Source organism: Streptomyces sp. BK208 (assembly GCF_004364245.1).
Lineage (GTDB): Bacteria > Actinomycetota > Actinomycetes > Streptomycetales > Streptomycetaceae > Streptomyces.
This window is the reverse complement of record NZ_SOAV01000002.1, coordinates 16,941-32,442: the sequence shown is the minus strand read 5'-3', so window position 1 is coordinate 32,442 and position 15,502 is coordinate 16,941. Positions and strand designations below refer to the sequence as shown.

Annotated in this window: 7 protein-coding genes; 3 read left to right on the top strand and 4 right to left on the bottom strand. The window is 72.0% G+C overall.

From position 1 onward, the window contains the following. Window positions 1-107: 107 nt before the first annotated feature. Together EV562_RS04715 and EV562_RS04710 are read left to right on the top strand one after the other, a co-directional pair. Complete coding sequence (locus tag EV562_RS04715; RefSeq protein ID WP_133885402.1) at window positions 108-2,357, top strand: CDP-glycerol glycerophosphotransferase family protein; 2,250 nt, start codon at window positions 108-110, stop codon at window positions 2,355-2,357. Then, a complete protein-coding gene (locus EV562_RS04710) occupies window positions 2,354-4,066 on the top strand; it encodes a glycosyltransferase family 2 protein (RefSeq protein WP_133885401.1) in 1,713 nt (570 codons plus the stop codon). Before EV562_RS04715 ends, EV562_RS04710 begins: the two co-directional genes overlap by 4 nt. A 242-nt stretch (window positions 4,067-4,308) precedes the next feature. Here EV562_RS04710 and EV562_RS04705 read toward each other — a convergent pair whose 3' ends face one another. The 3 genes from EV562_RS04705 to EV562_RS04695 all read right to left on the bottom strand — a co-directional run bounded on the left by EV562_RS04705 (window position 4,309) and on the right by EV562_RS04695 (window position 10,974). Next, window positions 4,309-9,270, bottom strand: a complete 4,962-nt coding sequence (locus EV562_RS04705) for an NAD-glutamate dehydrogenase (RefSeq protein ID WP_133885400.1) — start codon at window positions 9,268-9,270, stop codon at window positions 4,309-4,311. Window positions 9,271-9,740: 470 nt separating this feature from the next. Then, window positions 9,741-10,412 carry an HAD family hydrolase gene (locus EV562_RS04700; protein ID WP_133885399.1) on the bottom strand — a complete coding sequence of 224 codons (672 nt, stop codon included), beginning with the start codon at window positions 10,410-10,412 and terminating at the stop codon, window positions 9,741-9,743. A gap of 58 nt (window positions 10,413-10,470) precedes the next feature. Next, a complete protein-coding gene (locus EV562_RS04695; protein WP_133885398.1) occupies window positions 10,471-10,974 on the bottom strand; it encodes a hypothetical protein in 504 nt (167 codons plus the stop codon). 681 nt (window positions 10,975-11,655) lie between these two features. Here EV562_RS04695 and EV562_RS34990 point away from each other — a divergent pair. Next, window positions 11,656-12,297 (top strand): Rv3235 family protein, encoded by a 642-nt coding sequence (locus EV562_RS34990; protein ID WP_243859991.1) that lies wholly within the window; start codon window positions 11,656-11,658, stop codon window positions 12,295-12,297. Between the two features lie 160 nt (window positions 12,298-12,457). Here the strand turns inward: EV562_RS34990 and secA are convergent, their stop codons facing one another. Then, on the bottom strand, window positions 12,458-15,301 hold the full coding sequence (gene secA, locus EV562_RS04685; RefSeq protein WP_133885397.1) for a preprotein translocase subunit SecA: 2,844 nt from the start codon (window positions 15,299-15,301) through the stop codon (window positions 12,458-12,460). Window positions 15,302-15,502 lie beyond the last annotated feature (201 nt).

The window sequence follows — 15,502 nt, the reverse complement described above, 5'->3', positions numbered from 1 at the left end:
CGATTAAGCCTTTTGCCGGATTGATGTCACTATGACCGAATAGATACCGACCCACAGGAGTGCTCCGGGAGCGACCGAGCGAAGGCCGAGGCGAAGGAGTCCCCGCGATGTCCGACACGGTCCCCGACCCGTTCCCCGGGGCGGTCCCCGACCTCAGCGTCGTCGTCCACGGCCGCAACGTCCAGGACCACCTCCCCGCCCTCCTCGACTCCCTGGACGCCCACCCCCTGCCCGGCGTCGAGGTGATCGTCGCCGCAGTCGGGGACTGGGCGCGGGAGACGGCCGAGCGGCACGTCCCCGCCTTCACCGTGCTGCCGCTCCCGGACGGAGCCGGGGACGCCGCGGCCCGTTCGGCGGGGGCGGCCCGGGCGCGGGGCCGGTGGCTGCACTTCGTGCACGCCAAGGACGGGCTGCCCGTCGGCGCCCCGCCCGCCGTCGCCCGGCACACCGCGGGCCTCTCCGACTCGGTGGACGTCCTGCTCCTGGATCACGTCCGCAGTTCCTGGCGGGTCTCCGGTCTGCCCTCCCCCGACGGCCCCCGCCTCGCGCGCGCGGGCCGCGCCGCGGAGGGCGTCGCCCTCGACGACCGGGCGGCGCTGCTCCGGCTGGCCCCGCTGCTCGGCAACCGCGCCGTGCGCACCGGTTTCTGGCGGGCCCACGAACGGCTCCTGACCACCGAGGACGAGCCCTTCGCCGCCTGCGCCGCCCTGCTGCTCGCCGACCGCGTGGCCTGCCTGCCGCACCCGGCGTACGAGGACCGGCTGCTGCGCCCCGAGAGCCTCCCGCCGCCCACGGCGGCCGAGCGGTACGCGCTGGTCGACCGCTACGAGGCGCTGCTCGGCCTCACCGCCGACCGCCCGGCCGTCCACGGCGTCCTGTACGACCTGATGGTCCGCGACTGCCTGCGCACCTTCGCCCGCGCCGGGATGCCGGAGGACGTGGCGCGGGAGTTCTTCCGCCGGGCGTCCGTGACCGCCCGGCGCCACCGCCCCGACGGCCTGCGGCGCCCGGCCGGCCTGGAGGGGATGCGCCGGTCGCTCCTGGAGGAGGGTGCCTACGGCAGGTACCGCGCCCTGCGCAGCGCCAACCACGCCCGCCGCGGGGTGCGCTCCGCCGCGCGCACCGGCAGGCGCCGGGCCGGAAACCGGCTGCGCGCCCTCCAGTACCGCGCCGCCCTGGCCCGCCCGGTCGACCCGCACCTCGCGGTCTTCTCGGCGTACTGGAACCGGGGCGTGGCCTGCAACCCGGCGGCGATCGCCGCCAAGCTCGCCGAACTCGCCCCGGGCGTCCACCCGGTGTGGGTCGTCACCGAAGCGGGCGCCGCCCTGCTGCCGCCCGGCACCGACCACGTCGTCCCCGGCACCCGCCGCTACTGGGAGGTGCTGGCCCGGGCCAAGTACCTGGTCAACAACGTCAACTTCCCGGACGCGGTGGTCAAACGCCCCGGCACCGTCCACGTCCAGACCCACCACGGCACCCCCCTCAAACGCATGGGCGTGGACCAGCTGCCGTACCCCGCCGCCGCCCACGGCCTGAACTTCCAGGCGCTCCTTGAACGCGTCGACAAGTGGGACTACAGCGTCTCCGCCAACCGCCACAGCACCCGCATGTGGCAGCGGGCCTACCCGTCCCGGCACGTGTCCCTGGACCACGGCTATCCGCGCAACGACGTCTACTACACCGCCGGTGCCGTCGAGGTGCGCGCGGCCCGCGCACGCCTCGGCATCGCACCCGGCCGCCGCGCGATCCTCTACGCGCCGACCCACCGCGACTACGAGGCCGGCTGGACCCCGCGCCTGGACCTCGTCGCCCTCGCCGACCGACTCGGTGAGGAAACGGTCCTGCTGGTGCGCGCCCACTACTTCTACGACAGCGCGACCGCCCCCTCCACCCCGCTGGCGGACCTGCGCCGCACCGGCCGCCTCGTCGACGTCTCCTCCTACGAACCCGTCGAGGAGCTGTGCCTGGCCGCCGACGCGCTGGTCACCGACTACTCGTCGATCATGTTCGACTACGCCAACCTGGACCGCCCGATCGTCATCCACGCCGACGACTGGGAGACGTACCGCACCACCCGCGGCGTCTACTTCGACCTGATGGCCGAAGCCCCCGGCCCCGTCGCCCGCACCCAGGCGGAACTGACGGAGATCCTCACCACCGACGCCTGGCACGACGAACGCGCGACGAAGGCACGGGCCGCCTTCCGGCGCCGGTTCTGCGAGTACGACGACGGCCACGCCGCCGAACGCGTCGTACGCCGTGTCTTCCTCGGCGAGGACGAGCGGACGCTGCCCCCGGTCGTGCCGGTCGAGGACCGCGTCCCGGCCCCGAGCCCCGAGGAGGCCACCGCGTCATGAGGACAGCCACCACGAGCCCGGCCACGGGCGCGCTCCTGCCCCTGCGGGTCCCCGACGTCACCGTCACGGTCATCGTCTACAACGACGCCGAGCGCCTCCCCCGCGCGGTCGCGTCCGTGCTGCGGCAGACGCACGCGAACATCGAGGTCGTCATCAGCGACGACCACTCGACGGACGCCACCGAGGAGGTGGCCCGCGAACTGGCCGCCCACGATCCGCGGGTCGTGTACCTGCGGCTGCCGGAGAACAGCGGCGGATGCAGCGCCCCGCGCAACCGCGCCCTGGAGATCGCGCGGGCGCCGTACCTGATGTTCCTGGACAGCGACGACGAACTGCCCGAGCGTGCCGTGGAGGTCCTGCTCGCCGCCCACCGCGAACGCGACCTGGACTTCGCCATGGGCGCGGTGCACCGCGTCCGCGTGGACGGCGGACGCCGCACCACCTGGATGCCGCACCTGGTCGCCGAGCGCCGCACCCTGGACGGCATCGGGGCCGACCCCCGGCTGCTCTTCGAGCACCTGTCGACCAGCAAGATGTACGCGCGCGCCTTCCTCGACCGGCACGGCCTGCGCTTCCCCGAGGGCATCCACTACGAGGACCAGCTCTTCTCGGCACAGGCCTACTGCCTGGCCAAACGGTTCACGGTCGTCCCCGAGCCGGTCTACCGCTGGTACATAGCCCCGTACGCCGCCTCCGAGACCGCCTCCATCTCCAACCAGCGGCACAAGCTCTCCAACGTCCGCGACCGCGTCCACGTGCAGCGGCTCATCGACGCCTTCCTGGCCGAGAGCGGGCACGAGACGCTGCGCGAGGACAAGGACTTCAAGTTCCTCAAGCACGACTTCCGGATGTACGCCGGTGACCTGCCCTACCGGGACGACGCGTGGCTGGCGTCCTTCGCCGACCTGATGAACCCCTACCTCGACACCCTCGCCGAGGGCGCCTACGCCCGGCTGCCGCGCGCCGAACGGGTCGTCCTGCGGCTGCTGCGCGACCGGCGCCTGTCCGACCTGCGGACGGCTGCCCGGGGCCTGGGCCACGACGTGGCGCCCCGCCGGGTGACGCCGGACGAGGAGAGCGGCCGCGTGTATTGGGGCGAGGAGGTCCCGCAGTCCCCGGAGGCCCGGCGCGAGCTGGACCTGACGGACCTCGGCCTGGACACCCGCCCGTTCTTCACCGCCCTGCTCCGGCACGAGATCACGGAGATCGCGCGCGGTCCCGGCGCCGCCGTCGACCTCACCGTCCGCACCTACGACCCGGCCCTGCGTCTCCCGGTCGGCCCCCAGCTCGCCGTGCTCCACCTCTCCCCCGGCCGCCGGCGCCTCACGGTCGCCTTCCGCCTCTCGCCCGTCGGCCCCGGTCTCTTCGAGGGCCGCGTGCGCCTGGACCTGGCGGCGGCCCGTCTCCCGCTCCAGGGCTTCGAGGGCACCCGTCATCCCGTGCTCCGGCTGCGCCACCGGGGCCGCACCCACACGGGCATCCTGCTGGCGCCGCTGACCTTCACGCCCCTCACGGCCCGCGTCCCCCACCGCGCCGGCCTCACTCCCCACCGCGTCACCCTCCGCCCTGAGGGCCACAACCCGGGCCGCCTCCAGATCACCTGGCAACCGGTGGGCCCGACGGCCACGCTCATCCGCCCAGCAGCCCGCCGCCTGTCCACCCCGAGAACACGAAGAGCGGCCCGCCTGATCGCCAACGTCCTCCGCTGACATAACCGCGGGCAGCCGTGCCCCCCCATAACCGCGGACAGTCGTGCCTACCGCCCTCCCCCCTCCGTAGCTGCGGGCAGTCGTGCCGCTGGGGCGGCACGGGTGGGCGCAGCGGCACCCCGCAAGCGCCGGGCAGCGCACCCCACCCCGCGCCCACCCTCACCCCGCGCACGACGCAAAGGCGCCCCGGACCGACCCGGCCCGGGGCGCCTCACACAGCACCGGCGCGAACGCCGTACCGCCTACGAATGCGTGCGCAGCAACGTCCGCATCGTCCGCATCGCCACCGACAGATTCGACAGATCGAACTCGTCCGACGACCGGATCTCCTCCAGCGTCGTCCGCGCCCGCCCGAGAATCGCCGCGTTCCTCTCCTCCCACGCCTTGAACCGCTGCTCCGGCGTGGACGTTCCGTTCCCCACCGCCAGGACGTCCGCGGTCAGCGACGCGTGCGCCGCGTACAGGTCCTCACGGATCGCCGCCCGGGCCATCGACTGCCAGCGGTCGTCCCGCGGCAGGTCACTGATCCGGTCCATCAGCTGGGTGACGCCGAGCCGGTCGGCGAGGTCGTAGTACACCTCGGCGACGTCCAGCGGCTCCTTGCCCATGCGGTCGGCCACCGACACGATGTCCAGCGTCGCGAACGCCGAGGAGAACCCGGCCACCCGCGTGGCCGGCTCGTCCGGAACACCGGCGGCGGTCAACTCGTCGTAGATGTGCTGGTACCACTCGGCGTCCGCACCACGCAGCAGCTTCGGCAGCTGCGCCCACACCTGCTCGACCCGCTCGGCGAAGAAGTCCACCGTCTCGGCCAGCTCCAGCGGCTGCGGCCGGTTGTTCAGCAGCCAGCGCGTGCCACGCTCGACCAGGCGGCGCGAGTGCAGCCGGATCCGGGTCTGGACGGCCGCGTCGACCTTGTTGTCCAGCGCCTCCACCGCGTCCCACACCGGGGAGGAGCTGAAGATCGCCCGCGCCGCGGTCTGCGCCCGCACGATCTCCTCGAGCGACGCGCCGGTCTCCTCGCGCATCCGGTGCAGATACGTCGTACCGCCCGTGTTGACCGTGTCGTTGACCAGGACCGTCGTCGTGATCTCGCGGCGCAGCGGGTGGCTGTCGACCTGCTCGGCGAACTGCTCGCGCAGCGCCGTCGGGAAGTAGGCGTGCAGCAGACCCTTGAGGTACGGGTCGTCCGGCAGCGAGGTGTGCAGCAGCTCCTCGGCGACCGTGATCTTCGTGTACGCCAGCAGCACGGCCGTCTCCGGGCCGGTCAGGCCGCGTCCGCCGCCGAGCCGCTCGCGGATCTGGCGGTCCGTGGGCAGGAACTCCAGGGCCCGGTCGAGGTGGCCCTCCCTGACCAGGTGGCGCATGAAGCGCTGCTGGGCGTGGAGCATGTCCTTGGACTGCGCGAGCGCGTTGGCGATCGCCGTGTTCTGGGCGTAGTTGTTGCGCAGGACCAGCGCGCCGACCTCGTCGGTCATCTGGGCGAGCAGCTTGTTGCGCTGCTTGACGGTCATGTCGCCGTCCTTGACCAGACCGTTGAGCAGGATCTTGATGTTCACCTCGTGGTCGGAGGTGTCCACGCCCGCGCTGTTGTCGATGGCGTCGGTGTTGATCCGGCCGCCCTGCAGCGCGAACTCGATCCGGCCCAGCTGGGTCAGGCCGAGGTTGCCGCCCTCGCCGACGACCTGGACCCGCAGGTCCTTGCCGTCGACGCGGATGGCGTCGTTGCCCTTGTCGCCGACGTCGGCGTTGGACTCGGTGGACGCCTTGACGTACGTGCCGATGCCGCCGTTCCACAGCAGGTCCACCGGGGAGCTGAGGATCGCCTTCATCAGCTCGGCCGGGGTCATCTTGGTGATGCCCGGCTCGATGCCGAGGGCCTCGCGGACGTGCGCGTTGACCGGGATGGACTTGGCCGTGCGCGGGAAGATGCCGCCGCCCGCCGAGAGCAGCCCGGTGTCGTAGTCCTCCCAGGAGGAGCGGGCCAGCTCGAACAGCCGGCGGCGCTCGGCGTACGAGGTGGCCGCGTCCGGCGTCGGGTCGATGAAGATGTGCCGGTGGTCGAAGGCGGCCACCAGGCGGATGTGCTCGCTGAGCAGCATGCCGTTGCCGAAGACGTCGCCGGACATGTCACCGATGCCGACGACGGTGAAGTCCTGGGTCTGGGTGTCCACGCCCAGCTCCCGGAAGTGCCGCTTGACGGACTCCCAGGCGCCGCGGGCGGTGATGCCCATGCCCTTGTGGTCGTAACCCGCGCTGCCGCCGGAGGCGAAGGCGTCCCCGAGCCAGAAGTTGTAGGACTCGGCGACCTCGTTGGCGATGTCGGAGAACTTCGCGGTGCCCTTGTCGGCGGCGACGACGAGGTAGGTGTCGTCCTCGTCGTGCCGGACGACGTCGGCGGGGTGCACGACCTCGCCGGCCACCATGTTGTCGGTGATGTCGAGCAGCGCCGAGATGAAGGTCCGGTAGCTGGCGATGCCCTCCGCCATCCAGGCGTCGCGGTCCACGCTCGGGTCGGGCAGCTGCTTGGCGACGAAGCCGCCCTTGGCGCCGACCGGCACGATGACGGTGTTCTTCACCATCTGCGCCTTGACCAGGCCGAGGATCTCGGTGCGGAAGTCCTCCCGGCGGTCCGACCAGCGCAGGCCACCGCGCGCGACCTTGCCGAAGCGCAGGTGCACGCCCTCGACGCGCGGCGAGTACACCCAGATCTCGAACGCCGGGCGCGGCGCGGGCAGGTCGGGAATGGCCCGCGGGTCGAACTTCATGGAGACGTAGTCGTGCGGGACGCCGCCGCTCGCCTTCTGGAAGAAGTTGGTCCGCAGCGTGGCCTTGATGACGGTGAGGAAGGACCGCAGGATCCGGTCCTCGTCGAGGCTGGCGACCTGGTCGAGGGCGGCGTCGACCTCTTCGAGCAGGGCGTCGACGATCTCGCGCCCGGCGCGCTGGCGCTCCGGCGCCATCCGCGCCTCGAACAGGGAGACGAGCAGCCGCGTGGTGTGGACGTTGTTGCGGAGGGTGTCCTCCATGTAGTCCTGGCTGAACGTCGAACCGGCCTGCCGCAGGTACTTCGCGTACGCGCGCAGCACCATCGCCTGCCGCCAGGTCAGCCCGGCGCTGAGCACGAGGGCGTTGAACCCGTCGTTCTCCGCCTTGCCGGTCCAGGTGGCGGCGAAGGCGTCCTGGACCCGCTCGCGGGCGTCGTCGCCGCGGTAGTCGACGCCGCCGGCCGGCGCCTTGGGCATGCGCAGGCCGAAGTCGTAGATCCAGGCCGTGGTGCGGTCCGCGCAGCGCAGCTCGTAGGGCCGCTCGTCGGTGACCTCGACGCCGAGCCGGCTGAGCACCGGCAGCACGGCGGACAGGGAGACCGTGCCGCCCTTCTGGTAGATCTTGAAGCGCCGCTCCTCGGGGGCGGCGCCGACCGGCTCGTACAGGCTCAGCGCGAAGGTCTTCTCCTCGTCGAGCTGCTCCAGGTGGCCGAGGTCGGCGACCGCGGAGCGCGGGCCGTGGTCGGCCTTGTAGCCCTCGGGGAAGGCGGACCCGTAGTGGCGCAGCAGCTCCGCGGCGCGCTCCTCGCCGACCTCGGCGGTCAGCGCCTCGCCGAATCCGTCGGCCCAGGAACGGGCGGCCTCGACGAGCCGGGTCTCGACGCGCTCCTTGTCGGCGTCGGACAGGTGCGGCAGCTCGGTGCCCTGCGGGACGCGGACCACGAAGTGCAGCCGGGACAGGATCGACTCGGTGTTCCAGGCCGTGAAGTCGACGCTGGTGCCGCCGAGCTCCTCCTTGAGGATGTCGATGATCCGCAGCCGGACCCCGGTGGTGTAGCGGTCGCGGGGGAGGTAGACGAGGGCCGAGTAGTAGCGGCCGTACTCGTCCTGGCGCAGGTAGAGGCGCAGGCGGCGCCGCTCCTGGAGGTAGAGCACGGAGGTGACGATCGGCTCCAGCTCCTCGACCGAGGTCTGGAACATCTCGTCGCGCGGGTACGTCTCCAGGATCTGCAGCAGGTCCCGGCCGTCGTGGCTGTTGGGCGAGAAGCCGGCCCGCGCCAGCACCTCCTCCACCTTGCGCCGCACGACCGGCACCCGGCGCACGGACTCGGTGTACGCGGCGGAGGAGAACAAGCCGAGGAAGCGCCGCTCGCCGACCACGTTGCCGTTCTCGTCGAACTTCTTGACGCCGACGTAGTCGAGGTACGAGGGCCGGTGCACGGTGGCCCGGCTGTTCGCCTTGGTCAGGACCAGCAGCCGGTGCTCGCGGGCCTTGGCGCGGGCGTCGGCGGGCAGCCGCTCGAAGGAGGGGCTGACGGGGTGGCTCTCGTCGGTCTCGTGGTGCGGGTCGGAGCGCAGGATGCCGAGGCCGGTGCCGGCGACGGCGCCGAGGGAGTCGTCCTCGCGCAGCTGGTACTCGCGGTAGCCGAGGAAGGTGAAGTGGTCGTCGGCCAGCCAGCGCAGCAGCTCGCGGGCCTCCTCCAGCTCCCGCGCCGGGAGGTCCTCGGGGGTGGCCTCGGTCGGCAGCTGGTCCGCGATGCGGACGGCCGCCTCCCGCATCTTGCTCCAGTCCTCGACGGTCTCGCGGACGTCGTTCAGGACGCGCAGCAGATCTGCGGTGATCTGCTTCAGGTCGCCGCGGTCGGTCTCGCGGTCGATCTCGACGTGGATCCAGGACTCGGTGTGCGCGTCGTGCGGCAGGTCCGCGGTGGGCGGTCCGGCGAGGACCTCGACGAGCTTGCCGGCGATGTCGCGCCGCACCACGATCTGCGGGTGCACGACGACGTGGATGCCACGGCCCTGGCGGGTCAGCTCGTTGGTCACGGAGTCGACGAGGAAGGGCATGTCGTCGGTGACCACCTCGACGACGGAGTGGCTGCACGTCCAGCCGTTCTCCTCGACCGTCGGGGTGTGCACGCGGACGTTGGCCGTGCCCTGCGGGCGGTTCTCGGCCAGCCGGTAGTGCGAGACGGCGGCTCCGAAGACGTCGACCGGGTCGCGGTCGGTCAGGTCCTCCGGGGCGGTGTGCCGGTAGTAGCGCTGGAGGAACGCGAACACGGATGCGTAGTCCGGGGTGCCGTCCGGGCCGTCCGGGGTGCCCGGAGATCCCTCGCCCGTCGTCCCAGTCGGTAGGTGCCCCCCGACCGGGCTGTTCTCAGCTACCCGCGCAGCCCTTTCGAGCAGCTCGGCCTTGGCTTCGTCCAGCTTGGTCTGCATTGTCCTCTGGCTCCTGTCGCGCGCCGTTGCGTGACGTAGAAGGAAGTACGGTCTCCTGCCTTCCGGCATGACGTCGGGACACGGGGTGTCCGGTCTGCTCCGACGCTATGCCGCAAGGTGAGAGGAGCGGGGGCATATCAGCCAATGTCGCCGCTTCCGCCGGGTGTGACTTCGCTCTCGCCGTCACCGTCCGGGGAGTGTGCGGCGGCCCGACGGGGGTCTGTGCCGCCCCGTCCCGCCCGCGGGGATCAGCGACCGCCGCCCGGGCACGGATGTCGTCCGTGTGTACCGGGCGCAGGGCAGGGGCACCAGTGCCCCCGCGAGCTATCGCGCTGATCACGCCACAAGGCTATCGCCCCGCACGGGCTCCCCGTCATGGGCCGCATGTGTACAAAAGCGGGCTGACAACTTGGACGTTCCGCACAGCTACCCCGGGGTAACGGCGCGGCCGGACGCACCGGGCGACACCGTCACCCCGCCAGCTGCTCCGCCACCACCACTGCCTCCGCCAGCGTGTCCACCACCGGCACCCCGATCCCCTCCAGGCTGGCCCGGCTGTGCGATCCCCCGGTGTACAGCACGGCCCCCGCACCCACGTGGCGCGCCGCCACCGCGTCGTCCGCGGCGTCGCCGATCACCACCGTGCGCGCGGGCTCCACCCCGGACAGCGCCAGCTGCGCGAGGTGCCGCACCATGTGCTCGGCCTTGCTGCCCCCGGACGGACCGGTCCGCCCGTCGACGCGTATGAAGTGCGCCTCGATCCCGAGCCCCTGGACCAGCGGCACCAGCTCGTCGTGGCCGTACATACTGAGGATCGACTGGCTGCGCCCGGCCGACCGCCAGCCGGCGAGCAGCTCCGTGACGCCGTCGGCGAGCCGGCACCGCGCCCGGTGCGCGCTGTAATGGCGCTGGAAGGCCGCGTCCATGAACTCCCACTCGGCGTCGGTGGGCATCCTGCCCATCAGCCGCTCGTAGAACTTCGGCACCGGCACGCAGTACAGCGCCCGGTAGCGCTCCAGTGTGATCGGCGCCAGCCCCAGCTCGGCGAACGCCGCGTTCGTCGCCCCGATGATCGCGTCGTTGTCGTGGAACAGGGTGCCGTTCCAGTCCCACACGATGTGTGCGCCCGTCTGCATCCCCATGCCCGAAAACGTACCGGTCGCCACTGACAGCCGGGGCGCCGCGGTGGCGGGTTCCGCGTCACACCAGGTTCGGGATCTCCTGCGTCGCGTACCAGAGCAGCTCGTGGTCCTCCGCGCCGTCCACGACGGACTGGGCGTCGTCGTCGCCGCCGTCCGCCGCGGCCAGGGCCCCGGCCGCGGCGCGCACGTCCGCCTCCGCGTCGTCCGAGTCGACGTGCACCGCGGCCGCCTTGGCCAGCGGCAGCGGCCCGGCGACCCGGACCTCGCCCGGCGCGGCCGGGTCCGGTCCCCGGTCCGGGCCGGCGGTGGCGGCACCGTCGGGCACGTCGGCGGCGACCACGACCCGGCGCCGCGCCGCGTCGCCGTCGGCCGCCAGCAGCCGCAGCGAGGCGAGCGCGGCCCGGTTCAGGGCGGCGTACTCCAGCTCCTCGATGTCGTCCGACCGGTACCACTCGCGCAGCGCCGGGGTGACGGCGTAGGCGACGAGCGGTCCGGCCCCCAGCTCCCCCGCCCGGTGCGCCTCGGCGAGGCCGGACAGGGTCAGGGGGACGTAGACGCGCATGAGTCTGCCGCTTTCGTGGTCGGGACGCCGCCGGAGCGCTCGGTGGCCCGGCGGGAGAGCCTTCAGGATACGTGCGGGTGTCCCCTTTCGGGTCCCCGCCCACGGCGTCCGACGCGTCCACCGAGAGCCCGGAATTCACCCGGTCCACCCGAGGCGGGCCGGGCTCTCCGGGCACCCCGGTCACTCGGATAAGTGAACCTCTCGACCCCCTCGGCGCGCTCGCCCGCCGCCTTGCCGCGCCGCCCTTCCAACCCGTACAAGATCCCCGACCGCGAAGTTACCGCCCGGTATCGCCCGGGCCGCCGAACGGGGACCCCCATGCGCAAGGTCATGACCAGGACCCAGCTCCGCACCAGCCGCCCACCCCTGAACACACCGAACGGCTCTCCCGCCTCACCCGCGCCGTACAGCTCGTCCGCCTCACCCACCTCACCCGCCTCAGCCGCGCCGTACGACTCCTCCGTCTCACCCGCGCCGTACGGCGCCGGTTCCGGCACCGCGCCTCGGCCGCCGGGCCGCGCCGACACCCGGCCGTACGGGGTCGGCGCCGACGCCACGCCCCGGCCGCTCGGCCGCAGCGCCCCGGACGGCCGCGCCGACGCCCTCTCCCCCGCCCTCTCCGGTCCGCCGCACCGCAGGCCCGGCGTGGAAGCGGCCGACCCGGCGGAGACCCCGCCGCGCGTGCCCGGCGGCCTGCCGCCCCGCAGGCCCGGCGGACGCGCCACACGCGCCACCGCACCCGGCGGGCGTCCGCCGGGCTCCCCCGGACGGTCCCAGCGGACCCGTACGCGGCCCGCGGACACCCGGCCGCCCACGCCCGGCCGGGTCCGGGCCGTCGGAACGGGCCCGGCCGCACCAGCGGGCATCCCGGACCGCCCGGTCCCCGCCACTCGCCCGCTCGACGCCCCGGAGGTGACGCGCTCGGTCCACCCCGCCACGGCGCCGCTCGTCCTAGGACAGACCCCGCGCCGCCCCGTCCCGCAGCTGAGTCCCACCGACCACTTCGCCGAGCTGCTCCTCGGCGTCCTCAGCGGCAGGCGCCCCGTCCACTCGATGCTCCGCCACACCGTCGGCCACGCCTACGACGATCTCGCCGACCTCGCCGAACGCGGTCCGCTGCGCACCCGCGGCGCCGCCCCCGTGGTCCGCGACATCGGCTACTTCGAGCCCCGGCCGGGAGCCCTGGAGGTCTTCGCGCGCATCGGCGCGGGCGACCGCCTGCGTGCCATGGCGTTCCGCCTGGAACAGGGACGTGACCTGCGCTGGCGCTGCACGGCGGTGGAACTGGGCGGCCGCCGAAGGACGCGCGCGGACGACGACTGACCGCCCCGGCCGGCTGACGGAACACGACCGCCGGAAGCCGACCGCCGGAACAGGACCGCCAGACCACGACCACCGCACACCACCGGAACAGGCCGAAGGGCCGGCCACCCCCGGGTGACCGGCCCTTCCCACCGCTACGGCGTCCGCAGGCGCCGCGCCGTCACTTCTTGCGGCGCCGCCCGCCCTTGGCCTGCTTGCGGCGCTCCGCGCGCGTGAGCCCGTCGGTCTGGGCCTGCCCGGCCTCGCCGTCGGTGAACTCACCCTCGACGACACCGCCCTCGCCGTCCACGGTCGGCGCGGAGAAGTGCAGGTCCCGGCGCTGCGGCGCGTCGAGGCCCTTGGCCCGGATCTCCGGACGGGCGCCCGCCTGGGCCGGGACCGCGTCCTGCGCACCCTTGTCGAGCGACGGCGCCGTGTCCTCGACGGGGACCTCCTCGACCTGCTGCTCGACCTGGACCTCCAGGTTGAACAGGTAGCCGACGGACTCCTCCTTGATGCCCTCCATCATGGCCTGGAACATGTCGAAGCCCTCGCGCTGGTACTCGACCAGCGGGTCCTTCTGCGCCATCGCGCGCAGGCCGATGCCCTCCTGGAGGTAGTCCATCTCGTAGAGGTGCTCGCGCCACTTGCGGTCCAGCACCGAGAGGACGACCCGGCGCTCCAGCTCGCGCATGATCTCGGAGCCGAGCTGCTTCTCGCGCGCCTCGTACTGCTCCATGACGTCGTCCTTGATGGACTCCGCGATGTAGTCGGCGGTCAGGCCCGCGCGGTCGCCGGCGGCCTCCTCCAGCTCCTCGACGGTGACCTTCACCGGGTAGAGCTGCTTGAAGGCGCCCCACAGCCGGTCGAGGTCCCAGTCCTCCGGGAAGCCCTCGGCGGTCTCGGCCTGTACGTAGGCGTCGATCGTGTCGTTCATGAAGTGCTGGATCTGCTCCTGCAGGTCCTCGCCCTCCAGGACGCGGCGCCGCTCGCCGTAGATGACCTCACGCTGGCGGTTGAGGACCTCGTCGTACTTCAGGACGTTCTTGCGGGTCTCGAAGTTCTGCGTCTCGACCTGCGACTGGGCGGACGCGATCGCGCGCGTGACCATCTTGTTCTCGATCGGCACGTCGTCCGGCACGTTCGCCATGGACATCACGCGCTCGACCATCTGGGCCTTGAACAGCCGCATCAGGTCGTCGCCCAGGGAGAGGTAGAACCGGGACTCGCCGGGGTCGCCCTGACGGCCGCTGCGTCCGCGCAGCTGGTTGTCGATGCGGCGCGACTCGTGCCGCTCGGTGCCCAGGACGTAGAGGCCGCCCAGCTCCTTGACCTCTTCGAACTCGGCCTTGACCGCCTGCTCGGCCCGCTCCAGGGCGGCGGGCAGGGCCGCGGCCCACTCCTCGATGTGCTCCTCGGGGTCCAGCCCGCGCTGGCGCAGCTCCGCCTCGGCGAGGTCCTCGGGGTTGCCGCCGAGCTTGATGTCCGTACCGCGGCCGGCCATGTTGGTGGCCACCGTGACCGAGCCCTTGCGGCCGGCCTGGGCGACGATGGTCGCCTCCCGGTCGTGCTGCTTGGCGTTGAGCACCTCGTGCTGGACGCCGCGCTTGCTGAGCTGCTGCGAGAGGTACTCGGACTTCTCGACGGAGGTGGTGCCGACGAGGATCGGCTGACCCTTGCGGTGCTTCTCCTCGATGTCGTCGACGACCGCCTCGAACTTCGCGACCTCGGTGCGGTAGATCAGGTCGGACTGGTCCTTGCGCACCATGGGGCGGTTGGTCGGGATGGGCACCACGCCGAGCTTGTAGATCTGGTGGAACTCGGCGGCCTCGGTCATCGCCGTACCGGTCATGCCGGACAGACCGGGCTGCTCCTTGCCCTCGTGGTCGTGGCGCTTGTAGAGGCGGAAGAAGTTCTGGAGGGTGATCGTGGCGAGCGTCTGGTTCTCGTCCTTGATGTCCACCCCCTCCTTCGCCTCGATCGCCTGGTGCATGCCCTCGTTGTAACGGCGGCCGGCGAGGATACGGCCGGTGTGCTCGTCGACGATCATGACTTCGCCGTCGAGGACGACGTAGTCCTTGTCCTTCTTGAACAGTTCCTTGGCCTTGATGGCGTTGTTCAGGTAGCCGACCAGCGGGGTGTTCACCGACTCGTAGAGGTTGTCGATGCCCAGCCAGTCCTCGACCTTGGACACGCCCGACTCGTGAATGGCGACGGTGCGCTTCTTCTCGTCGACCTCGTAGTCGCCGGTCTCCTCGATGCCCTTGAGGGTGTTGCCGGCCTCGCCCTTCTTCAGCCGGGTGACCAGCTTGGCGAAGTCGCCGTACCACTTGGTGGCCTGGTCGGCCGGGCCGGAGATGATCAGCGGCGTACGGGCCTCGTCGACGAGGATGGAGTCGACCTCGTCGACGATGGCGAAGTTGTGGCCGCGCTGGACGAGCTCGTCCTTGGACCACGCCATGTTGTCGCGCAGGTAGTCGAAGCCGAACTCGTTGTTCGTGCCGTACGTGATGTCGCAGCCGTACATCTCGCGGCGCTGCGCCGGCGTCTGGTTGGCGAGGATGCAGCCGACGGTCAGGCCCAGGAACTTGTGGACGCGGCCCATCAGCTCGGAGTCGCGCTCGGCCAGGTAGTCGTTGACCGTGACGATGTGCACGCCCTCGCCGGACAGGGCGTTGAGGTAGGCGGGCAGGGTGCCGACGAGGGTCTTGCCCTCACCGGTCTTCATCTCGGCCACGTACCCCATGTGGAGGGCCGCGCCGCCCATGATCTGCACGTCGTAGTGGCGCTGGCCCAGGACGCGCTTGGCGGCCTCACGGACGGTGGCGAATGCTTCGGGCAGCAGGTCGTCCAGGCTCTCACCGTCGGCGTAGCGCTGCTTGTACTCGTCGGTGAGGGCCCTCAGCTCGGCGTCGGAGAGGTCAGCGAAGTCCTCTTCGATGGAGTTGACCTGGTCCGCGATGCGGTGCAGCTTGCGCAGGATCTTGCCTTCGCCTGCACGCATGATCTTGGAGAGGACGGACACGGGGGTTGGTCTCCTTGCCGGTCGGGCCTGGGACGGTCGGTTTCCTGTGACGGACTGAGCAACGGCCATCGTATGCGAGGACCCCGCCGCCCCGGGAGGCCTGCCGCAACGGGGACCGACCACTCCTCACATCCAGCATTCCTGTCAGCTGTCACCCTTTTCAACGTCCGGGCCCCGCGGATGGTGCCGGGCCCTCCGGCG